The organism is Streptomyces sp. NBC_00083 (assembly GCF_026343295.1).
Taxonomy (GTDB): Bacteria; Actinomycetota; Actinomycetes; order Streptomycetales; family Streptomycetaceae; genus Streptomyces.
Map to the genome: position 1 here is coordinate 388,934 of NZ_JAPELY010000003.1, position 25,269 is coordinate 414,202.

19 protein-coding genes are annotated in these 25,269 nt (G+C 71.7%); 7 read left to right on the forward strand and 12 right to left on the reverse strand.

What is annotated here, in order from left to right; all coding sequences use genetic code 11:
- Positions 1–19: 19 nt before the first annotated feature.
- Positions 20–985, reverse strand: coding sequence for an ABC transporter permease (locus OOJ98_RS25650; RefSeq protein WP_267058240.1), 966 nt, complete (start codon positions 983–985; stop codon positions 20–22).
- Between the two features lie 224 nt (positions 986–1,209).
- On the opposite strand from OOJ98_RS25650, the gene OOJ98_RS25655 reads away from it, so the two are divergent.
- Entirely contained in the window at positions 1,210–2,898 is a 1,689-nt protein-coding gene (locus OOJ98_RS25655) for an ABC transporter family substrate-binding protein (protein ID WP_267057386.1), read from the forward strand.
- Positions 2,899–2,943: 45 nt separating this feature from the next.
- Here OOJ98_RS25655 and OOJ98_RS25660 read toward each other — a convergent pair whose 3' ends face one another.
- The 3 genes from OOJ98_RS25660 to OOJ98_RS25670 all read right to left on the reverse strand — a co-directional run bounded on the left by OOJ98_RS25660 (position 2,944) and on the right by OOJ98_RS25670 (position 7,337).
- Positions 2,944–4,218, reverse strand: a complete 1,275-nt coding sequence (locus OOJ98_RS25660; RefSeq protein ID WP_267057387.1) for a transposase — start codon at positions 4,216–4,218, stop codon at positions 2,944–2,946.
- Between the two features lie 369 nt (positions 4,219–4,587).
- Positions 4,588–5,637 (reverse strand): polyprenyl synthetase family protein, encoded by a 1,050-nt coding sequence (locus OOJ98_RS25665; RefSeq protein WP_267057388.1) that lies wholly within the window; start codon positions 5,635–5,637, stop codon positions 4,588–4,590.
- 455 nt (positions 5,638–6,092) lie between these two features.
- Positions 6,093–7,337, reverse strand: a complete 1,245-nt coding sequence (locus tag OOJ98_RS25670) for an ROK family transcriptional regulator (protein ID WP_267057389.1) — start codon at positions 7,335–7,337, stop codon at positions 6,093–6,095.
- Positions 7,338–8,177: 840 nt separating this feature from the next.
- On the opposite strand from OOJ98_RS25670, the gene OOJ98_RS25675 reads away from it, so the two are divergent.
- Positions 8,178–8,849, forward strand: coding sequence for a DUF6445 family protein (locus OOJ98_RS25675; protein ID WP_267057390.1), 672 nt, complete (start codon positions 8,178–8,180; stop codon positions 8,847–8,849).
- A gap of 171 nt (positions 8,850–9,020) precedes the next feature.
- Positions 9,021–11,084, forward strand: coding sequence for a phosphocholine-specific phospholipase C (locus tag OOJ98_RS25680; protein WP_267057391.1), 2,064 nt, complete (start codon positions 9,021–9,023; stop codon positions 11,082–11,084).
- Between the two features lie 84 nt (positions 11,085–11,168).
- On the opposite strand, the gene metG is transcribed toward OOJ98_RS25680, so the two are convergent.
- The 8 genes from metG to OOJ98_RS25720 form a co-directional block, all read right to left on the reverse strand.
- A complete protein-coding gene (metG, locus tag OOJ98_RS25685; RefSeq protein WP_267057392.1) occupies positions 11,169–12,893 on the reverse strand; it encodes a methionine--tRNA ligase in 1,725 nt (574 codons plus the stop codon).
- A 249-nt stretch (positions 12,894–13,142) separates the two neighbouring features.
- A complete protein-coding gene (locus OOJ98_RS25690) occupies positions 13,143–14,024 on the reverse strand; it encodes an NAD(P)-dependent oxidoreductase (RefSeq protein WP_267057393.1) in 882 nt (293 codons plus the stop codon).
- A 364-nt stretch (positions 14,025–14,388) separates the two neighbouring features.
- Positions 14,389–15,177, reverse strand: coding sequence for a hypothetical protein (locus tag OOJ98_RS25695; RefSeq protein ID WP_267057394.1), 789 nt, complete (start codon positions 15,175–15,177; stop codon positions 14,389–14,391).
- 35 nt (positions 15,178–15,212) lie between these two features.
- On the reverse strand, positions 15,213–16,499 hold the full coding sequence (locus tag OOJ98_RS25700; RefSeq protein WP_267057395.1) for a VWA domain-containing protein: 1,287 nt from the start codon (positions 16,497–16,499) through the stop codon (positions 15,213–15,215).
- A gap of 71 nt (positions 16,500–16,570) precedes the next feature.
- On the reverse strand, positions 16,571–17,992 hold the full coding sequence (locus OOJ98_RS25705; RefSeq protein WP_267057396.1) for an FAD-dependent monooxygenase: 1,422 nt from the start codon (positions 17,990–17,992) through the stop codon (positions 16,571–16,573).
- Positions 17,989–19,176: an MAB_1171c family putative transporter gene (locus OOJ98_RS25710; protein WP_267057397.1), complete on the reverse strand. Its 1,188-nt coding sequence runs from the start codon at positions 19,174–19,176 to the stop codon at positions 17,989–17,991. Before OOJ98_RS25710 ends, OOJ98_RS25705 begins: the two co-directional genes overlap by 4 nt.
- A gap of 3 nt (positions 19,177–19,179) precedes the next feature.
- Entirely contained in the window at positions 19,180–19,707 is a 528-nt protein-coding gene (locus tag OOJ98_RS25715; protein WP_267058241.1) for a toxin-antitoxin system, toxin component, read from the reverse strand.
- 231 nt (positions 19,708–19,938) lie between these two features.
- A complete protein-coding gene (locus OOJ98_RS25720) occupies positions 19,939–20,604 on the reverse strand; it encodes a helix-turn-helix transcriptional regulator (RefSeq protein ID WP_267057398.1) in 666 nt (221 codons plus the stop codon).
- Positions 20,605–20,866: 262 nt separating this feature from the next.
- Here OOJ98_RS25720 and OOJ98_RS25725 point away from each other — a divergent pair, with 262 nt between their 5' ends.
- The 4 genes from OOJ98_RS25725 to OOJ98_RS25740 all read left to right on the forward strand — a co-directional run bounded on the left by OOJ98_RS25725 (position 20,867) and on the right by OOJ98_RS25740 (position 25,239).
- Positions 20,867–21,634, forward strand: a complete 768-nt coding sequence (locus OOJ98_RS25725) for a hypothetical protein (protein WP_267057399.1) — start codon at positions 20,867–20,869, stop codon at positions 21,632–21,634.
- Positions 21,635–21,944: 310 nt separating this feature from the next.
- The gene (gene tdh / locus OOJ98_RS25730; protein ID WP_267057400.1) at positions 21,945–22,973 is read left to right on the forward strand and encodes an L-threonine 3-dehydrogenase; all 1,029 of its coding nucleotides are present in this window, start codon (positions 21,945–21,947) and stop codon (positions 22,971–22,973) included.
- A 113-nt stretch (positions 22,974–23,086) separates the two neighbouring features.
- Positions 23,087–24,268: a glycine C-acetyltransferase gene (locus OOJ98_RS25735; RefSeq protein WP_267057401.1), complete on the forward strand. Its 1,182-nt coding sequence runs from the start codon at positions 23,087–23,089 to the stop codon at positions 24,266–24,268.
- Between the two features lie 56 nt (positions 24,269–24,324).
- Positions 24,325–25,239 carry a LysR family transcriptional regulator gene (locus tag OOJ98_RS25740; RefSeq protein ID WP_267057402.1) on the forward strand — a complete coding sequence of 305 codons (915 nt, stop codon included), beginning with the start codon at positions 24,325–24,327 and terminating at the stop codon, positions 25,237–25,239.
- Positions 25,240–25,269: the final 30 nt, after the last annotated feature.

Sequence of the window (25,269 nt, forward strand, 5' to 3'; positions counted from 1 at the left end):
GCTTTCGACGGCCGGCCCCTCACGGTTCGCGCACCCGCGGGTCGAGCGCCGCGTGCAGGACGTCCGCGACGAAGCCCGCGAGCAGCACGGTCACCGCCGCGAACAGGTCGACCGCGACCACCGAGTTGATGTCGCCCTTCTGTGCCGAATCCATGAACCAGCTGCCCATGCCGGGCCAGCCGAAGATCTCCTCGGTGAACACGGCCCCCGTGAACAGCGTCAGGAAGCCGAACGAGAAGAAGGTGGTCAGCGGGATCAGCGAGGTGCGAACACCGTGCCGCAGCAGCGCCCGGCCGGGCGTGAGCCCCTTGGCTTGCGCGGTGCGCAGATGGTCGGCGCCGAGGACGTCGAGGGTCGCCGCGCGTTGGTAGCGGCTGTACGAGGCGATCGCGCCGAGCGCCACCGTGGCCGCGGGCAGCGCCATATGGGTTGCACGGTCGCGGAGTTGGGTCCATGCCGACCCGGTGAGGCCCGGTGTCCGTTCGCCCGTGTAGCGGATCACCGTGTGCCCCGCACTCTGGTTGAACCAGAGGGCGCTCTCCTTGAGGAGCAGCGCGAGCACGAACGTCGGCACCGAAAGGACGAGGAACGACAGGACGGTCAGGGCCCGGTCGGACAGCCGGTGCCTCCGTACCGCCGCCCACAGGCCGGCGAGCACACCGAGTCCGGTGCCGGCCACGGTGCCGACGAGCAGCAGCCGGGCGGAGACCCCGGCCCTGCGGCCGAATTCGGCGTTCACCGATGTTCCGTCGACGGTGCGGCCCAGGTCGCCATGGACGGCCCGTACCGCCCAGTGCCCGAAACGCTCCAGGACCGGGGTCCGGTCGTCGGCGCCGAGCAGCGCGAGCTCCCGGTCGACCGCCGCGGCCGGCGGACGCGGCTGGCGGTCCTCGAAGTAGGCGCGCGGGCTGAGCGCGGCGGAGGCGATGAGATAGGACAGGAAGGCCGAGAAGAGCAGTAGGACCGCACCGTGCGCGAGGCGCATGAACAGGCGGCGGATCACGAGTCTCTCCTCAAGTGGCTTGACGGCGCGCTCGGTTCACCCGTCATGACATGTCAAATGTTAAGGTCCGAGCGGCAAATCGCAGATCAGTTCGCATCATTGATGCTTCGTCAAGAACGCCAGGACCGTTGGGACGACCCGGATCGCGCAAGGCGCCGGGATCTTCCGGAGGGTCGGCGCGGGGCCGGGGGGCCGGGGTGGATCAATTGCGTCGCACGCGGAAGTGGGCGGCTCTGGGTGCGGCGGCGACGCTCCTGCTCGCGGGGTGTACGGCCTCGCCGGCACGGCACGACGGTTCGGCGCGCGCACGGCCCGCCCCCTCCTACGGCACCGAGGACATCGACCGCCGGTCCCCGGACACCCTGCGCCGGGGCGGCACCCTGACGCTCGCCACCTCCCAGTGGGTCACCCAGTACAACGTGAACCAGGCCGCAGGCTCCCTGAGCGAGGCCTCCGAGATCGACAGCCTCGTCGAGCCGGAGCTGTTCAACCGCGATGCCAAGGGCGTCCCGCACCCCAACCCCGCCTACCTCCAGTCCGCCTCCGTCACCACGGCCTCCCCGCAGACGGTCACCTACCGCCTGAACCCGCGGGCCCACTGGTCCGACGGAAAGCCGCTGAGCGTGGCCGACTTCGAGGCGCAGTGGCAGGCGCTCGGCCGGGGCGACGACCGGTACCTGGTGGCCGATCCCTCCGGCTACGACCAGATATCCCAAGTGCGTCAGGGCCGCGACGCGAGCGAGGTCCAGGTCGTCTTCCGCTCTCCTTACGCCGACTGGCAACGCCTGTTCGACCCGCTCTTCCCGGCATCCGCCACCAGTACGCCCGACCAGTTCAACAACGCCTGGCTCGGCCGGATCCCGGTCACGGCCGGGCCCTTCACGATCGCCTCGATGGACCCGACGACCCAGTCCGTCACCGCAGTCCCCGACCCCGCCTGGTGGGGCACTCGGGCCCGACTCGACAAGGTCGTCTTCCGTACGCTGCTGCCGGCCGCGGCCCTCCAGGCCTACCTCAACGGCGAGCTCGACGCGGTCAACGCCGCCACGGCCGAGGCGTACCAACAGCTGAAGCCGGCCCACGACAGCACCGTCCGCACCGGCTCCGCGTGGGACGAGGTGCACGTCAGCCTCAACGGCGCGGGCGGCCCGCTCCAGGACGTCGACGTACGCCATGCGGTCCAACGCGCCGTGGACCGGGAGGCGTTGGCGAAGGTGGCGGCGGAGGGGCTGCCCATCGGCGTACCCCTGCTCGGCAACCACATCTTCATGACCAACCAGCCCGGATACGCCGACAACTCGGGCGAGTTGGGCATCTTCGACCCTAAGGCGGCCGAGCGGCTCCTGGACCGGGCCGGGTGGAAGCCGGCGGGTTCCGGCAAGCCGCGCGTCAAGGCCGGACGGCCCCTGAAGCTGCGGTTCGTGATCGCGGAGTCCACCAACCGCCTCGGCCTCGACCTGGCCCAACTGCTCCAGCAGATGCTCGCCCAGGTCGGCATCGGGGTGGAGATACAGAAGGTCCCGGCCTCCGACTACAGCCCGAAATACCTCGACGTGGGCAACTTCGACCTCGCGATCTTCCGCTTCACCGACATGGCCTATCCCAGCCAGCTGCAGGCCGTCTACCGGCTGCCCCACGGCGCCCAGAGCTATCTCAACTACGGCCGGATCTCGGACGCCACCCTTGACGGTCTTCTCGGCGAGGCGTCCGCGACTCTTGATCGCGGGCGCGCCGCCCAGCTGTACAACGAGGCCGATGCGGAGATCTGGAAACTCGGCCACGACGTCGAGCTCTACCAGCGGCCTCAGATGATGGCGGTCCGCAAGGGCCTCGCCAACTTCGGCGTACCAGGCCTCGGCGACATCGACTTCGCGGCGGTCGGCTGGGAGAAATAGCCCGGCCGTTGCAGCAATTGATGGAGCATCAGGACAGGGGTGCCATCACCGTCGCCGACCGCTGAGCCACCCCTCCTCGGTCCGTGCGGTGAGCGTGTCGAAGGCGAGCGCGGCCGACGCGAGCGTCACGTGATGGTGCCAGCCGCGGAACGAGCGGCCCTCGAAGTCCCCGAGCCCGAAGTCCGTCCGAAGCCTGTGCAGTCCTTCCGCGGACGCTCCGCGTAACTGCGCGAGGGCGATCGTCTCACCGAGGCGCCGGGTCGGCAGGTTGGTCAGCCAGTGGGCACGCGGCGTGGAACGGCCGTACGGCCACTCCGTGACCAGGTGGCGTGGCCGGGGCGCCTGCCGCGGCTGCTCTTCCGGCGAGTCCGGCCGGGGAAACGCGGGCCCGGAGGGGCGGTGGCGCAGTGCCGAACGGCGGCCTCCGCCTGCGTACAGCAGGGCCGGCGCGGACAGGAACTGCGAGCGTCGCATCCGGTCCGCCGTCCGGTCGTACCACGCGACCGCGGTGCGTTCGCCGCGCCGAGCCAGGTGCTCGGCGAACTCGGCCGCCGTCCCCCGAGCCGCGGGCGACGTCGCGTGCGACCGCGGAAGGGTAACCACGGTGCTCGGCGACACCTCGATCACATAGCCGTGGCCGCGGGCCTCGAGCCCTCTGAGCAGTGACTCCACGTCGTTCTCCGACCGCCAGTCGGCGAGGACCGGTTGTGGTGCCAGAAGCCACTCCTCGGCCATCTCGTCCAGCGCCTCGAGGACGTACCTCCAGCGCGGCCGGGAGCGCTCGCCCGCCGGAACATGGGCCTGTCTGCGCAGCAGGTCGTCCCGGTCCCAGCGCTGCGGCAGGAGGAGCCGCCAGTTCACCGGTACGCCCCCGCCCGTACCGACCAGCGAAATGGCGTACGACAGCTGGCAGTTGACGGTGCGCTGCCTGGACGGGGCGTACTGGCGTGCCACGCCGACGGTCCGGTCGCCGTTCTTGGCGAACACGACCTCGTCGACGGCCCAGGCCTCGGTGGGGGACACCGCGTTCGTCCGCTCGGCGATCCGCCTGCGCACCGGCGCCGAGTCCCACGGGCTCTGGTGCAGGAACTGCTGGAGTTGCTGTACGGCCCGGCGGCCGAGGACGTGCTCGGAGATTCTCGTCGGTGTCTTGCGGCCGGGCGCGTCCAGAAGCCCGCGCAGATACACCTCGCCCCAGCGCCGCTGGTCCGAGCGGGTCAGCGTGCCGAACAGGTCCTGGCAGTAGGAGGCGAAGTCGCCCGCTGCGAGCGGCGCTTGGCGCCCACGGGCTTCTTCGGCGAGCTGAAGGATGGACGACACGGTGCCCCCGGAGGTGTCCTGAACGATCGTCGACGCCGGAGCCCCGGCAGGGGCTCAGCGGAAGAGACAGGTCATCGCCCCGTCTCCCCCCTCGGTCGACTCGGCGATTCGGCAAAATTCAACACGGCCAGTCAAGTTGAGTCAAGTAGCTTGTAAAGCAGACGGGTTGAGGATGCCGTGGGGGTCGCCGGGGAGCGGGAGGGAGCGGAAGCGGGTCGCAGGCGAGGGGGGAGGGGTGGGGAGCGTGTGGGGAGGCGTTGAGCCGGCGCAGGCCGAGGTGCGTGCGGCGCGGGCCGACCGCTGGTTCAGTAAGTCGGGGCGAGGGCGAGCGACCGCGTCACGGCGCTGGTGTGAGGGCGGTGCCCGGTGTCACGGCGTCGGTGCGACAGCGAGTGCCCGCGTCACGAAGTCGGCCAGCTGGTCGCGTCCTTCGCCGGGTGAGAGCGCTTCCAGCGCGTCGACGGCGGCCTTGGCGTGTCGGTCGGCCAGGGCGAACGACTCCTCGATCGCCCCCGACGCCCGCAGGATCGCCGTCAGCGCGGCCAGTGCCCCGGCCGGCTCCTCCGGCTCCGTCAGGCAGTCCTCGATCGCGCGCCGGGTGGGGGCGTCGGCGTCGCGGTGGGCGAGGACGACCGGCAGCACCGGCCGGCCGTTCCGGATGTCGCTCGTCGGCGCCTTGCCCGTGCAGTCCGGGTCGCTGGTGTAGGGCAGCAGATCGTCGTGCACCTGGAAGGCGACCCCGAGATGATTCGCGTACGCGACCAACGCGGCAAGCTCGGCCGGGTCGCCCCCGCCCAGGATGCCGCCGACCTCGCACGCGGCACGGAACAGCGCCGCCGTCTTGAGCCGGACCATTTCCAGGTAGGGGTCCACATCGAACACCCGCTGTCCGGCGAGCCGCGCCTCCAGGCTCTGGCCCCGGCACAGGTCCATCCCGGCCCGTGCGATCGCGCCGACCGCCGTCACCACACGGTCGGCGGGAACGCCCAGGTCGCGGCAGTGGGTGAGGGACTCGAAGAGCGAGAAGAGGAGCAGGTCGCCCGCGACGATGGCCTCGCCGGTCCCGTACCTGTGGTGTGCGGCGGGACGCCCCCGGCGCACCGTGTCCTCGTCGATGATGTCGTCGTGGATCAGACTGCCGACGTGCCCGAACTCCGCGGCGACCGCCGCTGGGAGCGCTCTCAGCGGATCGCCGCCGACGGCTCGCGTGCTCGCCAGTAGCAGACTGGGCCTGAGCAGTTTGCCCACCGGCAACAGCGAGTGGCGGCACACCTCGTCGAGCCCGGCCCGGCCGGCGGGCCAGCGTTCTTCGAGCTCCCTGACCACGGCGTCGCGCAGCGCGAAACCCGACTTGAAACCCGACTTGAAACCCGGCGCGAACGCCTCCGGTGCCGTACGAGACGCTGCGATGTCGGTCATGTTGCCGAGTCCCGTCTGTAAGCGCCGGCCGCTCAAGACCGCGGTACGGCATGCGTAGGGCATTCTCCCCGACCGCCGCCGACATCGGCGGGAATGGCCACCGACATCACTACGCGCGGCGCCCGACTCACCGGACGCGGGCCGTGCCGCACGCCATGGGCCCCGGGCCGGGTGCGATCCGTCTCCCGCTGCTGCCGGGTACCACTCCGGCCCTCGTGGACGCCGGTCCGATCCCGGTCGTCCACCATGTGCACACCCAGTTGGCCCGGCCCGGCCGTACGGGGCCTGAAGTGTCACCCACCGGTCTCGCCCCCCCCACGGACCGCCCGCGAGCCCGGCCGTCGGAGGCGAGGTACGCCCCGGCCGGCCACGGCCCCGAGACGACGGTGATGGCTACGGCGGCGACGCGACACCGCGAACCCGATCACGGGGACCACGCACGCCACCGACGGCACCTACTCGTAGGCGAGCGGGTCGGCGACGATCCGGCGTACGACGCGGGCAGCCGCTCCCCGGGCCGCGTCCCCCGCCAGGGACGACGCGCGCACGCGCCTGCTCTCCGGGGGCCAGAGTCCGGACACGGCCCGACGCGACAGCTCGCCGTCCACAGCGGGCGCGAGCCACGGCAGCAACGTGCGGTAGATCCCGCCGAGGACGACCGCCTGCGGGTCGAGGAGGTTGACCGCACCGGACAGGGCGATGCCCAGGCTGCGCCCGGCGTCGGCGAGCGCGCCGAGAGCGCTCTCGTCGTCCGCCCGCGCCCGGTGTTCCAGCTCCAGGACGCCTGCCGCACCGGCGTCCGCGTCGATTCCCGCCGCCCGCAGCAGCGCCAGCTGGCCCGCGTACTGCTCGAGGCAGCCGCGCGAACCGCAACGGCACTCGGGGCCCTCCGGGTCCACCGGTGTGTGCCCGATCTCGCCGGCGAAACCGTGCGCGCCGCGCAGCAGTTCGCCGCCGACCACGACCGCCCCGCCCACGCCGATCTCCCCGCTCAGATAGAGGAAGTGGCCGACACGCCTCTCAGGGCGGCCGAACCACAGCTCGGCCAGTGCCGCGAGGTTGGCCTCGTTGTCGGAAGTCACTTCAGGGGCGCGGGAGTTGGGCCGCACCTCGCGCAGGGCCGCCCTGAAAAGGTCCTCCGCGTCGACTGCCTTCCAGCCCAGATTGGGGGCCTGTCGCACGGCGCCCCCGGAGACCAGGCCCGGCAGCGCCAGCTCCACGCCTACCGGATGCAGACTCTGCTCGGCCGCCGAGTCCAGGGCGCGCGCGGCGATCCGGGCCGCCCGGCCCAGTACGGCCGTCGGCGGCTCGCTCCGGTTGTCGAGGTACTCGGTGAGCCGCACGCGATCGGTGCCCGCGAGGTCCATCACGCACACCGCGACGTAGTCGACGTTGATCTCGACCCCGACCCCCGCCGGACCGCTGCGCGCCGGGGTCAGCATGGTGCCGGGCCGTCCGGCCTGCCCGCTGAACGACTTGCCCGACTCGGTGAGGAACCCGCCCCGGATCAGCTGATCGGCGAGCGAGGACACCGCGGCCCGGGTCAGACCGGTACGGGCGGCGGCGCCGGCCCGGCTGAGAGCGCTCTCGTCGTACACGGCGCGCAGCACGAGGCTGAGGTTGTGCCGGCGCACGGTGTCCTTGTCCGCCTTGGGCGCGAGCGGTGCGGTTCGGCGGGGCGCGGTCGCGTGGTCGTCCATGTCACCTCCGAGCCTAATCCCAGCTGGGCGTACGAGGGCCCGGAGCGGGTCGGTGAGAGCGCTCTCCGCGGCGCGGGCGGTGAGGTGGAGCGGTGCCGGCCCTCGTCCGTCGGCTGGGTGAGAGCGCTCTCATGGTGCTGTGGGCGGGAGCAGTGGCCAAGCGGGGGCCGCGCCGCGGGCGGGGGCGTAGGGCAGGGGCGGTGGGCAGGCGTGGCGGGCGGCATCGCCTGCCCAGCCGCGCTGCCCGCCCGCACCTCGCGCCCTCCTGGCCGGGCCCGGCGCGCAGTGCACCCACGAGACCGGCTTCGCCCGCCGGACTGGGCCGGCACCGCTGGGGCGCCCGCCCGCAAGGCCGGGCCCGGCGCGCAGCGCACCCACGCGCCCGGTCCCGCCTGCTCGCCCGGCCCGGCCCGCCAGACCCGCGTCACCCGGCTCGCCCGCCCCTGCCAGCCGACGGTCCACGACGCGCGTCTGACCGGACCGGCCCACCAGAGCCGACCGGGCGGCCCCGTCCGCCAGACCCGCCCCGCCCCTCCGACCGGATCGCCCCGCCAAACCCGACCCCGCCTCGCCCGCCGAACCCGCCCCCGCCGAACCCGCCCCCGCGCGGCCTGACCCCTGCCTCACCGTTCCACCCGTCGTGGGCGACCTGGTGAAATGCGGAGCCGTCGCTTACCGGAGCATGGCTCTTTCTTGCCCTTGCTTTTCTTTTCGCGTGATCACGCACCGGACATTTGCGAGCCCCCTCCCAAAGCGCCCGCCCCTCAATTCCACGCTATTGGGAGAAGGTTGACCTGTTCGGAGGCGAGCGAGAAGTGACTCGCCAGTATGGTCGGCCGCATGCCCCCCATTCGTCCGGCGCTCCCGGTCCTTCCTTATCGCAAGCCCAAACTCGGCCGGGATTACTGGGTGTTGGACGATGTGCTGCCCAACATCGACGAGGTGAGGGCGCGGTGCGTGGCCAAGAGCGACTGGGTCGAGGGATATCCGTACAAGCCCGAGTCATGGCCGGGCCTGCGGGCCATGCCCGGTCTCCTGCCGGCCGAGCTGGCCCGCGTCGAGCGCCTGGTCAAGGCCAACACCGGGGCGAAGGAGCTGTGGCAGGCCACCGCGCCGGGCGGCGCGACCCTCAATCACAATTGCATCCAGGTCGTCGGCGCCGGCGAGAGCGAGCCGCGCCCGCACACCGATTCCCGGGCGCTGTGCCGCTACGCGGCGGTGCTCTACCTCGGCCCGCAGGCCCCCAAGGACTGCGGCACCAGTTTCTTCCGGCAGAGCCTGCCCGGCGGAGTGCTCGGTGGCAACATGGTGACCGCACCCCACAACAACCTCGTCGAAGCGCTCGGTACGCGCTTCGTGCCGCCGGATTCCTTCACCGAGGATGTGCGTGTCGCACACCGCTACAACCGGCTGCTGCTCTATACCGCCAACACCATGCACAGCGCGACCGGCTACTGCGGAACCACCATCGAGGACAAGCGGATGACCGCCGTCTTCTTCTGGATGGCCTAGGCGACCACAGAAACTCCACAACGTGCGGTGCCCGCTGCCACATGCGGTTCCTGTTCGTTTGACGTACTGCTGAGTGTCACAGTGACGACATGGGGGCTTTCGCGGCCCTGGGTGTTCTTGATACACCCCTCTCGCCCCCCTGTTCCCTCACGCTTGCAGAGGCCCCCACTCATGGCTGAACTCAACCGGCGCCGGTTCATGCAGCTCGCGGGCGGTACCGCCGCCTTCGCCGCGCTGTCACAGAGCATCGCGCGGGCCGCCGCCATCCCGGCCGCGGGCAGCACCGGCACCATCCAGGACGTCGAGCACGTCGTCGTCCTGATGCAGGAGAACCGTTCGTTCGACCACTACTTCGGTTCCCTGAAGGGCGTCCGGGGCTTCGGTGACCCTCGGCCCGTCACCCTGCCCAGCGGGAAGCCCGTGTTCCACCAGGTCGGCGCGGGCAAGGAGGTGCTGCCGTTCCGGCCCAAGGCGGACAAGCTGGGCCTGCAGTTCATCCAGGACCTGAACCACGACTGGAACGGCAGCCACAAGGCGTTCAACAACGGCAAGTACGACCAGTGGATCCCCGCCAAGACGGCCACCACGATGGCGTACATGACGCGCGAGGACATCCCGTTCCACTACGCGCTCGCCGACTCGTTCACCATCTGCGACGCCTACCACTGTTCGTTCATCGGCTCCACCGACCCCAACCGCTACTACATGTGGTCGGGCCACACGGGCAATGACGCCACGGGCGGCGGACCCGTCCTCGGCAACGACGAGAAGGGGTATGGCTGGACCACATACCCCGAGCGCCTGGAGCAGGCGGGCATCTCCTGGAAGATCTACCAGGACGTCGGCGACGGCCTGAACGCGGCCGGCGGCTGGGGCTGGATCAACGACGCCTACCGGGGCAACTACGGCGACAACTCCCTGCTGTACTTCAACAGCTACCGCAACGCCGCGGCCGGGAACCCGCTCTACGACAAGGCGCGCACCGGCACCGACGCCAAGAACGGCGACGGCTTCTTCGACATCCTCAGGGCCGACGTCGAGGCCGGGACGCTGCCCGAGGTGTCCTGGGTCGCCGCCCCCGAAGCCTTCACCGAGCACCCCAACTGGCCGTCCAACTACGGGGCTTGGTACATCTCGCAGGTCCTCGACGCGCTCACGTCCAACCCGGACGTGTGGGCGAAGACGGCGCTGTTCATCACCTACGACGAGAACGACGGCTTCTTCGACCACGTCGTCCCGCCGTATGTGCCGGCCGACGCCAACCAGGGCCTGTCCACCGTGGCGACCGCACTCGACCACTTCGCGGGCAACGCGAGCTACGCGGCAGGACCGTACGGGCTCGGCCAGCGGGTGCCGATGCTCGTGGTCTCGCCGTGGAGCACCGGCGGCTACACCTGCTCCGAGACGTTCGACCACACCTCGATCATCCGGTTCATGGAGCGCCGCTTCGGTGTGCACGAGCCGAACATCTCGCCCTGGCGGCGCGCGATCTGCGGCGACCTGACCTCGGCCTTCGACTTCAGCCGCACGTCCTCCTCGGCGCCGTCGCTGCCCTCCACGGACGCGTACATCCCGCCGGACCACAACAGGCACCCCGACTATGTGCCGGTGCCACCCGCGACCGGCACCCTGCCCAAGCAGGAGCGAGGTTCCCGCCCCACCCGTCCGCTGCGCTACGCGCCCCTCGTCGACGGATCCGCCAACGTGAGCACGGGCAAGTTCACGCTCACCTTCGGCGGCGGCGCGTCGGCCGGCGCGCAGTTCCTCGTCACCTCGCCGAACCGTACGGACGGCCCCTGGACCTACACCACGGAGGCGGGCAAGACGATCTCCGACACATGGAACACGGCCTACTCCGGCGGCGCCACCAACCTCAGCGTCTACGGGCCCAACGGATTCCTGCGAGCCTTCCAGAACCCGGGCAAGGCCGCGGGACCCGAGGTCACCGCCCGCCACAACGCGGGCACCGGGAACCTCGACCTCACCCTGACCAACGCGGGCACGAGCACGGTCCACCTCACGGTCGCCAGCGCGGCGGCCTATGGGGGCGCCACCTACACCGTCACGGTGGCCGCCGGTGCCACCGTCCACTACACCGTGAATCTGCGCTCCAGCAGGAACTGGTACGACGTGTCGGTCACCTCCGACGGTGACTCCACCTTCCTGCGCCGCTTCGCCGGACACGTCGAGACCGGCGCGTCCGGCCTCAGCGACCCGGCGCTCCTCACCGCCTGACCCGTACACCCTGTCCCGTACGCGTACCTCGCACACCGCCGAGGGGTCCCCGTCCGCAGCGGACGGGGACCCCTCGGGCCTGCTTCACGCCTCGTCGGCGCCGCCGAAGCGCTCACGGTAGGACTCCAGGTCCTCCTCCGTGATCTTCGCGAACAGCACGGGCGGCACGGTGAAGGCCGTGCCGGCCGGAACCGTGTCCAGGGCCCTGGCCTGCTCGGGAGTGACCCAGTCGGCCGTGTCGTCGGCCAGCGCGAACGCGGAGCGCATCGCCTTCGCCGACGTGGGAATGAAGGGCTCCGACACCACCGAGTACAGGTGGATCAGGTTCATCGCCGTGCGCAGCGTCAGCGCGGCGGCCTCCGGATCGGTCTTGATCTCGAGCCAGGGCGCCTTCTCCTCCAGATAGGAGTTGCCCGCCGACCACAGCGCCCGCAGCGAGGCGGACGCCTTGCGGAACTGGAGCGTCTCCATGTGGCCCTCGTACTCGGCCAGAAGCCCGGCGATCTCCTCGCCCAGCTTCTCCTCCGCCGCACCGGCCTCGGCGCCCGCCGGAACGTCGTCGCCGAACCGCTTGCGCGAGAACGACAGGACGCGGTTCACGAAGTTGCCCAGCGTGTCCGCGAGGTCCTTGTTGACCGTCGCCGTGAAGTGCTCCCAGGTGAACGACGTGTCGTCGGACTCCGGGGCGTTCGCCATCATGAAGTAGCGCCAGTAGTCGGCGGGGAGGATCTCCAAAGCGTCGTGCGTGAAGACGCCGCGGCGCTGCGAAGTCGAGAACTTGCCGCCGTAGTAGTTGAGCCAGTTGAAGGCCTTGACGTAGTCGACCTTCTTCCACGGCTCGCGCACACCCAGCTCGGTCGCCGGGAACATCACCGTGTGGAATGGCACGTTGTCCTTGCCCATGAACTCGGTGTACCGGACGTCGGCCGCGCCCTCCGGCTCGTACCACCACGACTTCCAGTCACGGTTCGCCGGGTCGAGGTCCGCCCACTCCTTCGTCGCGCCGATGTACTCGATCGGGGCGTCGAACCACACGTAGAAGACCTTGCCCTCGGCCGCCAGCTCCGGCCAGGTGTCGGCCGGAACCGGCACGCCCCACTCCAGGTCGCGGGTGATCGCGCGGTCGTGCAGGCCCTCGGTCAGCCACTTGCGGGCGATGGACGACGCGAGCTGCGGCCACTCGCCGCCGACCCGGTCGATCCACTCCTCGACCTCGCCCTGGAGCTTGGACTGGAGCAGGAAGAGGTGCCGCGTCTCGCGGACCTCCAGGTCGCTGCTGCCGCTGATCGCTGAACGCGCTTCCAGGAGGTCGGTCGGGTCCAGGACGCGGGTGCAGTTCTCGCACTGGTCGCCGCGCGCCTTGTCGTAGCCGCAGTGCGGACAGGTGCCCACGATGTAGCGGTCCGGCAGGAAGCGGTCGTCGGCGACCGAGAAGACCTGGCGGATCGCCCGCTCCTCGATGAACCCGTTCTCCTTCAGCTTCCGCGCGAAGTGCTGCGTGATCTCGACGTTCTGCTGCGAGGAGCTGCGGCCGAAGTAGTCGAACGCCAGCTGGAAGCCGTCGTAGATCGCCTTCTGGGTGTCGTGCGCCTGCGCGCAGAACTCGGCGACGGAAAGGCCCGCCTCCTTGGCGGCCAGCTCCGCGGGGGTGCCGTGCTCGTCGGTGGCGCAGATGTACAGGACGTCGTGGCCGCGCTGGCGCAGGTAGCGGGAGTACACGTCCGCGGGGAGCATCGACCCGACCATGTTGCCCAGGTGCTTGATCCCGTTGATGTACGGCAGCGCGCTGGTGATCAGGTGTCGAGACATCCTCGGATGCTCCTTATGTTCGTACGTGCGGCACCGCGGCGAGGCCGCGGCGAACCCAGGTAGGGAGGCCCACCCGGGGGCTCACACCAGGTGACGCCCCCGCCCGATGGGCAGAGCCATGCTATCGAACCGGCCGGGACCTTCTCGCCGGAGTTTCGGGTGGTGGACGGCGCGGGCGGGCGCGCACGGCGTCCGGACCGGCGCGGTCCCGGCGACCGCCCCGGCCCTCGCGCTCGCGCCCGTGCCGGGTCAGTCCTGGACGCGGCCCGCGTAGTACGTGGCGATCATGTCCTCGGCGCCGTGTCCGGCCGCCTCGGCCCGCGCGAAGCGCTCCGCCGACGCCTCGGTCAAGTCGAGCCGTACGCCTGCCTGTTCGGCCGCCTCCAGGATCAGCCGGGTGTCCTTGAGAGCGGTGGTCAGGGCGAAACTCGGCGTGAGGTCGCCGGTGAGGAGGGCGGCGGACTTCGCGTGCAGATAGCCGGTGTCCAGCGGGCCGCCGGCGACCGCGTCCAGGAAGAGGCGCGGGTCCACGTGGAGGCTCTCCGCCAGCCCGAGGCACTCGGCGACCGCGCCGACCAGGTTGATCACCCACGTGTTGGCGACCAGCTTCAGCCGCGAGGCACCGCCCGGCTCGTGGCTCACCCAGACCGTCCGCTGCCCGATCGCGTCGAGCACCGGCGCGAGACGCTCCCGCCCCTCGGGAGCCCCCGACACGAACACGGTCAGCTTGCCCTCCTCGGCGGGCGCCTTGGTGCCGAGGACGGGGGCGTCGTAGTACGCCACACCCAACTCGGCCGCGCGTGCGGCGAGTTGGACCGTCGCGTCCGGTCCTACGGTCGAGGTCTGGAGCCACGGCTGGCCGGAGTGCAGGCCGTCGGCGGCGGCTTCGAGGGTGGCGGACACGGCCGGCCCGTCGTTCAGCGCCGTCAGCACGACATCCGCACCGCGCACCGCCTCGGCGGGGTCCGCGAGCACCGTGGCCCCGTCGTCGGCCAGCGGCCCGGCCCTGTCCGGGGTGCGGTTCCAGACCCGCACGGACAGCCCGGCCCGCAGCAGACTGCGGGCCATGCCGGACCCCATGATGCCGGTGCCGAGTACGGCGACGGTGGGCGTGGTCGAAGCTGAGGACACGGTGAACTCCTTGGGGGAGGCGGTGCTCGGTCGCGTACCCCAGAGTCTCGTACGGATGACTCGGCCCGGCGGCGTACGGCGCCGATGCGGCGCCGCCGGAAAGGGGCCTGCCCGCCGTCCCCGGGGCGGGGAGGGCGGGCAGGGAGAGGCGAGAAGGCGGCCGGGAGCGCTCTCGGGCCGGGCCGGCCGCATGGCCTGGAAGGTCCCGCGCGGGGCGGGAGCGCTCTCAGGCCGCACAGGCCGTGCCGGCTCCCGTGCTCCCCGCAGGACCCGCGCGGGGCGGGAGCGCTCTCAGCCCTGTGCCGACTCCCGGGCCCCGCGGAACCCCGCGCGGGCCCGGAGCGCTCTCAGGCTCGGCCGGTTCTCATGACCCGTGCGGCACCCGCGAAGGGCGGCCGCGGCCGCGGGTCAGGTTGTAGCCGCCGATGCCGGCGAGCGCGGCAAGGAGTCCACCCGCTGCCGTCCACAGCCAGCGGTCGGTCCACCAGCCCGAGGCCCAGCCGCCGTCCGGCTCGACCGCGGACTTCGCGCCGAGCGGCGTCGACAGCGTGCCGTCCACGGCGTGGGCGCCACCGGTGTCCAGGACGGTCGGCTCGACCTCCGCCTTGAACGGCAGGCCCCGGTCGGTCTCCGGCAGCGAGACCGCCGTCAGCCGGATGTAGTACGTGCCGGGCAGCGGATCGGTGGACCAGGTGTCGGCCCAGGCGACCGTCGGCCGCAGGGTGCAGGACAGCTCGACGGTGGCCGCGTCCTGCGCCGCGGACCTGGACTGCATGCCGTACATGCAGGGCTGGCGCCGGCGCAGACCGTCGTACACGTCGACGCGCCATGTGGAGGCGCCGTGCCGCGAGGCCGCGTCGGGGAGCGTGACCTTCGCCGTGACGGTGGGGCGCTGCCCGGCGTCGGCGGGGAACATCCAGTACAGGTAGTCGCCGCTGGACCCGGACGCCGTGGCCTGCTGGCCCTGGTGCACCGCGACCGCCGTGCGGAACGCCGTCCCCGCCTCCGTGGGCGCCGCGTCGCCCTTCGACGCGGTGGGGCTCGGCGAGGGCGAGTCGGCGAGCGCGGTCCCGGCTCCGACGCCCAGGAGCGCCGCGCCCGTCAGCGCGGCACCCGCCAGTGCGGTGGCCGTCAACTTCCCTACGGTACGCATCAGTCGGCCCCCGGGGCGATAGGTGTGGTTCGGCATCAGTTGGTCCGCCAGACCGCGATGCGCCAGCGCGAGATCCAGCCCCACACCAAGCCCGCGACGAGTCCGGTCAGCACGAGGGCGCCCAGCAGCCACCAGCCCCGGCCGAGGCCGAAGGAGGCCACGTCGGAGGCGTGGCCGGGGCCGTCCACCACGTCGATGGCGAGCTCGACCGGCAGCCCGGGGTCGGTCTTGACGCCGGGCCCGGCCGAGAAGGAGTTGGACACCTGGAGGCAGACCGACTCCGGAGTCGACTTGTCGTCCGAGTCGTCGGCGGGGGCCTTGGGGTAGCGGAGCCCCGTGGAGATCAGATCGGTCCGGCCGTCGCCCGCTTCGGAGCCGCGTACGATCTCACGGCCGTGCGCGGTGACGGCCCGCAGCAGGATGCCGTAGTCGGGGTTGGTCTGGCGGTCCATGCCGATACTGGCGGAGGCGCGCAGTTCCTGCCCCGGCAGCACGTTCACCTTGTAGGAGCGGTGCTCGGCGAACTTCTCGCGGTCCGTGTAGAGGCCGGGCTTCAGCTCGGGAGCGCTCTCACAGCTCGCGGTGCCGCTGGTGGCGACGGGCACGACGACCGGGTCGGCCGCCCGGTCCACCAACTGCTTGACCTTGCCGGAGAGCTGATCGGTGTGCTGCACCGAGGTGTAGGTGCCGCCGGTGGCCTCGGCGATGCAGGTGAGCTGCTCGCGCGTCTTGGCATCCGGGATCAGGCCGAGGGTGTCGATGGTGAGGTGGATGCCCTGCGCCGCGATGTCACGGGCCACCTCGCACGGGTCGAGCGGCTGGCAGGTGTCCTCGCCGTCGGTGATGAGGACGATGCGGCGGGTGGCGTCACCGCCCTTGAGGTCGGCCGCCGCGCCCTGGAGTGCCGGCCCGATCGGGGTCCAGCCGGTGGGTGCGAGGGTGGCCACGGCCGTCTTCGCCTCGGTGCGGTTCAGCGGGCCGACCGGGTAGAGCGCGCGAGTGTCCTTGCAGCCCACCTTGCGGTCCTCGCCGGGGTAGTTGGCGCCCAGCGTCCGTATGCCGAGCTGCACTTCCTGCGGGACGGCGTCGAGTACCTCGTTGAACGCCTGCTTCGCGGCGGCCATCCGGGACTTGCCGTCGATGTCCGCGGTCCGCATCGATCCCGACACGTCGAGGACCAGGTCGACCTTGGGCGCGGCCTGCGCGGTCTGTCCGTCGGGCCCGGGGGCCGCGGAGGCCGTGTCCGCGGCCGGGAGGATGCCGGTGGCGAAAGTGGCGGCCAGCGCGCACACTCCGGCCGCCAGACGTTTTCTGGTGATCATCGCCGGATCCTATGGAAGTTCGGTTGCGCGCCCCAAATCGACGGGGCGCGTTCCCCGCACGCCCTTTCTGCCTATGGGGTCTTCTGCGGGCTTTGTACTAGGGCGAGTTCACGATCCGTCAGCGGAGGCTCCGTCAGTTGCGGGCGGCCGGGACCGCGGAAGGCGGCCAGCAGCACGGCGGGGCGCAGGAGGCTGGTGACGGGCGCGGTGAGGGTCATGACATCCGTCAGCGCCGTGGCGACCGTGTAGTTGCCGGTCGAGGTGCGCATGAGGCGGTCGACGCAACGCCCCAGGATCCGCTCGATCATGCGCGGCCGACGGGCAGTTGCCCCGGGATAGAAGATGTCCTGGCCCGCCAGCAGCCAGGCGGTGCCCACCGGGCCGGCCACCGCGCGCTGGACCCGCCGGGCGAGCCGCGGGGCGGTCACGCCGTGAGCGGCCAGCGCCTCGCGCAGCGCGAGCGCGCCCTGCGCCGCAACGGACATGCCGTGTCCGTACACCGGGTTGTACACCGCGACGGCGTCGCCCAGTGCCACATATCCCTCCGGCCAGCCCTTGACCTTCTCGAAGAAGTGCCGGCGGCCGGCGGTGTGCGCGAACGTGGACACCTCGCTGAGGGGCTCGGCCCCTGCGATGAGGCGGCCGACGATCGGATGGCGGGCGGCGAGAGCGAAGGGCCCGAAGGCCTCGGGGTCGGAGGTGGGCCGGGCGCCGCGCGTACCCGAGAGCGTGACCAGCCACCGGCCGTCCTCGACGGGGAGGATGACGGCGGTTCGGCCGGGCTCGGCCGCGCGGGCGTTCGCCTGCACGTTGACCACGGGAAAGCTCTGGTCACCTGCCGGTGAACGATAGAGGCGGCTGGCGTAGACCACGCCCGGGTCGACGACCTCCTCCCGCGCGGCGGGGACGCCGAGGGCGTCGAGCCAGCGCGGGGTGTGCGTGCCGCGGCCGCTAGCGTCCACCGTGAGTCCGGCCCCGAGCAGCTCCTCGGTGCCGTCGCGCCTTCGAACCCGTACACCCGTGACCCGGTGCGCGTCGCCCACGAGCCCGAGTACCCGGGTCGCGTCCAGCACCGTCACGTTCGGCAGGGCGAGGACCCGGTCGCGCACCGTGGCGTCCAGGAGGTCCCGGCCGCAGGAGATCAGGTAGTGGGATTCGCGCCAGCGGCGGTACCAGCCCTGCGGTGAGAGCGCGACCATCTGGGAGGTGAGCGGGACCCGCCGCGCTCCCGCGGCGAGCCACGCCTGACTCACACCCGGCAGGAGCCGTTCCATCGCCTCCGCGCCGCCCGACCACAGGATGTGGGCGTGCCGGGCCTGTGGCAGATGGCTGCGGGGCTCGGGGCCGGACGGCAGGACGTCCCGCTCGATCACGGTGACCTCGTCGACCGAGTCGCTGAGGGCGGCGGCGGCCAGCATGCCGGCGAGCCCTCCGCCGACGACCACCGCCCTGTGTCTGTGGGAGGGTGCCGACGGGACGTCCGATGTGCTCATGGCTGCGTGCTCTCCGACCGTGCCGCGTTGCCGCGGACTGCTTCGACAATGGCTGAACGGCGGTACGCCTGGGAGACGCCGATCAGATCGCGGGCGCGCCCGATGGTGGGGGCGGCGTCCGGATCGACGGCCCCCAGGGACGTGCCCTCGGGGTCCCTTGCCCTGGCGGTGAGCGCGGCGGCGATCATAGCCGCGTCCGCGACAGCCTCGGCCTGCTTCCGCTCGGCACCCGAACGGATCGCGGCGCTGAGGGCATCGCCGTGCAGTGCGCGGTCGAAGTACGGTGCAAGGGTGAGGAAGCCGTCGAGGATGCCGGACTCGCGCTGGGTCAGACGCAGTTGCGCCGGCGACCACCAGGCCATCTTGACCGTGGCGCTCGGCGGCGCCGGTTCCTCGTGCAGCGCACGCCACAGCGGACCGAGCTTGCGGTAGGCGGACCACGATTCCCAGGTCTCCGAGATCCTGGGTCCCACGAGCGGGATGATGAACCCCGAGCCGATGAGCAGCGCGGACATCGACGCTACGGGCGGCGCCGCCCCCGTGCTCAGGTAGTCGAGGTCATGGCCCAGCCAACGGGCGACCACCGACACGTACTTGACCGCGTCGAAGACCAGGTTGAGCAGGTAGCCCGTGACGATGAGGACGAGCCCGGCCCGCAGCCAGCCGTGCACCTTCACGGACCACCCCCAGCACAGCCAGGTGGTGACCAGCGCCGCGACGGTGTGCGCCACGAGATACAGGACGATCATCTCGCGCATGTACGGGGTGTTGGCGTAGTACGTGTCGAGGTCCCGCAGCCGCTCGACCGGGGCGTCGGCGAGTGCGAACAGGGTGAACAGGGCGACGATCACCAGCGAGTACGCGGTGACGCACCGCAGAGTCGCCCGGCGGGCGGCGTCCGGAGGGCCGCCGCGCCAGTTGATGATGAGCACCAGACAGGAGGCGCTGAAGGCGGTGAGGATCGAATACACCAACGGTGCCGAGAAGTTGGCCACCCCGGTGAGCCTGTTGATCTGCGCGATGGTGGTCGGGGCGGCGAAGAAGAACACCGAACTCGCCACGGCGAGCAGGGCGTTGACCGTTCGCAGCAATGGATCGCGCCAGGTCTGCCGCATGCCGGGCAGTCGGCAGGCGAAGGCCGTGACCAGCAGGATGGCGGGCAGATAGAACTCGGGGTCCCTCACGCATCAGCCCTGTGGCCAGCGATAGCCCAGGGCGGCCTCGATGCGGCCGGCGAGCAGCTCGCGGTCGGGTCCCCGCCCGCCGGAAGCCTCCAGCCAGGGCCTGCACTTGCTCCCCAGGAGCAGCCCGAAGCTCTCGGCGTCGGTCTCCTCCGCGAGGTGGGAGCGGGTGCGGGCGGCCACCTTGCGTACGGCCGCGCCGAGGTCGCCCTCCGAGCGCAGCAGACGTGCCGCGACGGTGGCGCCCTCCAGGTGATGACTACTGTGCCCGGCATCCATATGCCACAACTCATGCCCCAGAATGACCAGTTGATGGTCAGGAGCGGTACGCTCCTCCACCACCACCAGGTCGCGGTCGGCCATGTCGAGCCAGAGGCCGCTCGCGGTGCCCGGTGGGAAGGCCGCCATGCGGAACTCGACGGGGCGGCCCCGGCGCCGGCTCATGCCCTCGCACAGGGCGGCGTACAGCGCGGTCGGCTCCGCGGGGGCGGGGATGGTGATCCCCGCGACCAGCTCGCCGCACAGCCGGCGCATCTCCTTGCCTATGCCCACCGTTCTCCCCGCAAGCCGTTCATCGAGCAGCACTTCGTCGAGCAACCCGTCACTGTCCAGCACTCTGCCGAGCCGTGCGCGATTGATCCAGTCAACATTGAGCCGGAGTTCGTTGAACTCGGCATCACCGTGAGGCCTGAAATGGACGGACACCGTTGTCCGGGCAGGCCGACGGGCACGGCGGACCGCAGGGGCCGGGTGGTGCGGAGCATGTCAGGACTCCGACCGCTTGACGCTCTCCAGGAGCATGTCCAGCCATTCGGTGACCTTGTCGCGGTGCTTGTCCGTGGGGAGTTGGGCGGCCCGCCAGGCGATGCCGCGCACGCCGTGGTCCTGGAGCAGGCGCTCCAGCGCGTCGCCGCCCGGGGCGCCGAGCGCCGCCCCCTCGCGCTCGCGGCCCGCGAGCTGCTGGAGCAGCTCCTGCTCGGTGCGGAGCAGGGCGCCGCCGAGCGCGTCGGTGTCGTCGGCGGTCAGGAATCCGGCGTGGACGCCGAAGAACCGCTGGATCGCGTCGCAGTGCTCCATGGTCGGGCGCCGGTCGCCGTTGATCAGGGCGCCCGCCTGCTGGCGCGACATGCCCGCGCCGTCGGCGATCTCCTGCTGGGTGTGCGGGCGGCCGTTGGGTTTGCGCCGGGTGCTGCGCAGCAGGCCGAACCGCTGCAGGAAGCGCGCCTGCAGATCGGGTTCGCCGGCCGGGCGGCCGTCGAGCAGCGCGCCCACCACGTCGGCGGGAACGCCCGAGGCCTCGGAGAGCCGGTGGACGTCGAAGACGTCCGCATGATCCATTCCGAGCTTTCCGGCGAGCTCGGCCACACGGGCGATGACGGCCGCGAGGGGGCCCGTGGCTGCCGGTCCCGGAACCAAGAAGCCGTCCGTCACCAGTAGTTCTCCTAGATCATGCGAGTCGGTGGGCACAACAGTGGATGCTCCGGAGGCTAGCGGGTCCCGGCAACAACAACCAGAACTTGCCACAGTTGTGGCGCAATCAAAGCTTCGGGGGGCCGGAATGCCACGATGCTTGACATCATTGAGGCGGCGGTATCAGGATCGCCACGCGGTGTGAAGATCGCCCTCCGAGCCCCGGGCGGGCCCGAAGGCCGGCCGCCGCACTCGCGGGCCAGCAAGAGGAGTCGCGTACTCGATGGCGGAAGAATCGGTGGCGAAGGATTCGGTGACCAAGGTTCCGGCGGCGCACGTCCCGGTGGTGGGGCGCCCGTTCGCCCTGGTCCCGGAGCGGCCCGGACAGCAGACGGCCGCGGGGGAGCGCGCCGCCGACGACACGACGGCAGCAACGAACGACACCCCAGGGCTCCCGGACGACCCCGAGCTCAGGGCCTATGTCCACGACTACTTCGCGATGACGGACGCCCTTCCCTTCCCGTCCGTGGTGCTCGATCCGGGCTGGGGCGTGGCGCACGCCAACCCGGCGTACGACGCCCTCTTCGGCGGCGTCGGACCGCACCCCACCGCGATGCCCGACCACAACTTCCTGCGCTTCGTGCTGTTCCACCCGGAGGCCGCCAGCGTGCTCGCCGAGCACGAGACAGGCTGGTGCCTGCCGCTGCTGGCCCAGTTCGCCGAGGCGTTCGCCGACGACGAGAGCGCTCCCGGGCTGCGGGACATCCGGCGCGAGATCGCCGACGACCCCATCATGGACGCCGCCTTCCGCCTCGGCCTTCCGCACTGGGTCAGGTCGGTCGGGGAGGCCGCGGTGCACCACGACGGCGCGGTCCGCCAGGTGCGCCACCCCGACCCCGAGCGGGGCCGCACCAGTTGCCGCCTGGTGGTCGAATCGCCGCGCACCCTGCGGAAGTTCGGGCTGCGGCGGCTGACCCTGGTCCTGCGCGAGAGCGAGCCGGCCGCCGCACGGCGTGGCCGCGCCCATCTCAGCGTGGTGCCGAGCCGCTAGCCGGCGCCCCGCGGGCCTCCCGCCCCGGCGCCGGCGGCGGAGAGTTTCGGCCAAAAGCGGGAATGTTCGTTCCCCGGAGCGGGCCCCCGGGCGGGCCCCGTGAGGCGTGCGGGAGCGGCGAAACCCACGGGGCGTACGGGGCCTGAGTGCCGCGCGTGAAGCCTGGCTGTTGCCCCGCTTAAGAAATCCTCGATGGACTCCGGGGCCGGGGCTCGGCAGATTGGTGATCAGTCGGAACCTCCGACCAGCCTCCACGTCCGGCCACCTCTCCGTAGCCGGCCGCCCTCTCCGTACGCCGGGAGCACCGCCCATGAAGGCACTTGTCAAGCAGCACGCCGAACCCGGACTGTGGCTCATGGACGTACCCGAGCCGGAGACCGGGCCCGGCGATGTGCTGATCAAGGTCCTTCGCACCGGCATCTGCGGCACCGACCTCCACATCCGCTCCTGGGACGGCTGGGCGCAGGGCGCCGTCAGGACGCCGCTGATCCTCGGCCACGAGTTCGTCGGCGAGGTCGCCGCGGTCGGCACGGACGTCCAGGACATCGCGGTCGGCGACCTGGTCAGCGGCGAGGGCCACCTGGTCTGCGGAAAGTGCCGCAACTGTCTGGCCGGACGCCGCCACCTGTGCCGCGCCACCATCGGCCTCGGCGTCGGGCGCGACGGAGCGTTCGCCGAGTACGTGGCGCTGCCCGCCTCCAATGTGTGGGTGCACCGCACCAAGGTCGACCTCGACATCGCCGCGATCTTCGACCCGTTCGGCAACGCCGTGCACACCGCCCTCTCGTTCCCGCTGGTCGGCGAGGACGTGCTGATCACCGGCGCGGGTCCGATCGGCATCATGGCCGCGGCGGTCGCCAAGCACGCCGGCGCCCGCAACGTCGTCATCACCGACGTCAGCGAGTCCCGTCTCGACATCGCCCGCAAGGCCGGCGCCACCCTCGCGCTCAACGTCGCCGAGCACGACATCGCCCACGCCCAGGCCACGCTCGGCCTCAAGGAGGGCTTCGACATCGGCCTGGAGATGTCGGGCCGCCCCGAGGCCATGCGCGACATGGTCGCCAACATGACGCACGGCGGCCGCATCGCCATGCTCGGCCTGCCGGCCCAGGAATTCGCCGTGGACTGGGCGAAGATCGTCACCTCGATGATCACCATCAAGGGCATCTACGGGCGCGAGATGTTCGAGACCTGGTACGCCATGACCGTGCTGCTCGAAGGCGGGCTCGACCTCAGCCCCGTGATCACCGGCAAGTACGGCTACCAGGACTTCGACGCCGCCTTCGACGAGGCGGCCACCGCGCGCAGCGGCAAGATCATCCTCGACTGGACCGTCTGAGCCGCCCACCCGGGGCAGCTGGACCCGCCCGCCCCGGGAACCGGCCGACCCCCGAGCCCGACCGGGCCGCCCTCCCCGCCCCACCGCTCGCCCGCCCTAGGAGCTGAACCCGCATGTACGCGAACGTCCGCGACGGCCTCCAGAAGACCCTTGACGAGATCAAGGAAGCCGGCCTCTTCAAGCCCGAGCGCGTGATCTCCACCCCGCAGAGCGCCTCGGTCTCCGTTCCCTCCGGCGACGTGCTCAACTTCTGCGCCAACAACTACCTCGGCCTCGCCGACCACCCCGAGGTCGTCGCCGCGGCCAAGGACGCCCTGGACCGCTGGGGCTACGGCATGGCCTCGGTCCGCTTCATCTGCGGCACGCAGGACGTCCACAAGGAGCTGGAGGGCCGCCTGTCCGCGTTCCTCGGCCAGGAGGACACGATCCTGTACTCCTCCTGCTTCGACGCCAACGGCGGCGTCTTCGAGACCCTGCTCGACGCCGAGGACGCGGTCATCTCCGACGCCCTCAACCACGCCTCGATCATCGACGGCATCCGCCTGTCCAAGGCGGCCCGCTTCCGCTACGCCAACCGCGACATGGCGGACCTGGAGGCCAAGCTCAAGGAGGCGTCCGGCGCGCGCCGCCGCCTGATCGTCACCGACGGCGTGTTCTCCATGGACGGCTACATCGCGCCCCTCCAGGAGATCTGCGACCTCGCCGACCGGTACGACGCGATGGTCATGGTCGACGACTCGCACGCCGTCGGCTTCACCGGCCCCGGTGGCGCCGGCACCCCGGCCCTGCACGGCGTGAGCGACCGCGTCGACATCATCACCGGCACCCTCGGCAAGGCGCTCGGCGGCGCGTCCGGCGGCTACGTCGCGGCCCGCGCCGAGATCGTCGCCCTGCTGCGCCAGCGCTCCCGCCCGTACCTGTTCTCCAACTCCCTCGCCCCGGTCATCGCGGCCGCGTCCCTCAAGGTCCTCGACCTCCTGGAGTCGGCGGGCGACCTGCGCGACAAGCTCGCCGCCAACACCACGCTCTTCCGTACACGGATGACCGAGGAGGGCTTCGAGATCCTGCCCGGCGAGCACCCCATCGCGCCCGTCATGATCGGCGACGCCGCCGAGGCGGGCCGCATGGCCGAGCTGCTCCTGGAGCGCGGTGTGTACGTGATCGGCTTCTCCTACCCGGTGGTCCCGATGGGCGCGGCCCGCATCCGCGTCCAGCTCTCGGCCGCCCACTCCACCGAGGACATCGAGAAGACCGTGGCGGCGTTCGTCGACGCCCGGGAGTCGATGAAGGGCTGAGGGCCCCCGGGGCAGGCACGTCGTCGCGGGTCCCTCACGCGCGCGACAATGGCTGCGTGATCGACCCCCGCCGGCTCCGCATCCTGCGTGCCGCGGCGGACCACCGCACGGTGACCGCCGCGGCAGCAGCGCTGTATCTGACGCCCTCCGCCGTCTCCCAGCAGCTCGCCGCCCTGGAACAGGAGACCGGGCACACCCTGCTCACCCGCAGTGGCAAGGGCGTACGGCTCACGGCCGCGGGCGAGATCCTCCTGGAGCACGCCAACGCGGTCCTGGCCCAGCTGGAGCGGGCCGAGGCGGAGCTGGCCGCCTACGCGGGCGGCGCCGCGGGAGAGGTCACCGTGGCCGCCTTCGCGACGGGCATCGCCGAGGTGCTCGCCCCCGCGATCGTGCGGCTGCGCGCGAGCCACCCCGCGATCCGGGTCCGCGTACGCGACGCCGAGGGCGACGAGGCCCTGCCGCTGGTCCTGGACGGCGCGGCGGACCTGGCGCTCGCCGTGGAGTACCGGGGCGCGCCCCGCGAGGACGACAGCCGGCTCGCGCGCGTCCCGCTGTACGCGGAGCCCTTCGACGCAGTCCTGCACGCGGCGCACCCCCTCGCGCAGCATGCGCAGGTGCCGCTCTCCGCGCTCGCCGACGACGACTGGATCGGCCCCTACCCGGGCAACCCCTGCCACGACGTCATGCTGCTCGCCTGTGAACTCGCGGGATTCCAGCCCGAGTTGGTGCACTCGTCCGACGACTTCCGGGCAGTGGTGGCGCTGGCGGGCGCGGGCGCGGGCGTGGCGCTCGTGCCGCGGTCGGCGCTGCGCGGCATGGAGCAGAAGGACACGGTGGTCCGCCCGGTGCAGGGCCCGGCCGCGACCCGCAGGGTGTTCGCTGCGGTACGCAGGGGAGCGGAGCGGCACCCGCTGTTCCGGCCGGTCCTCGAAGCCCTCGCCGAGGCGGCCGACGGGCTGCCCACGGAGTGACGCGCGCCGGGCGGGCCCGGCGCGTACCGC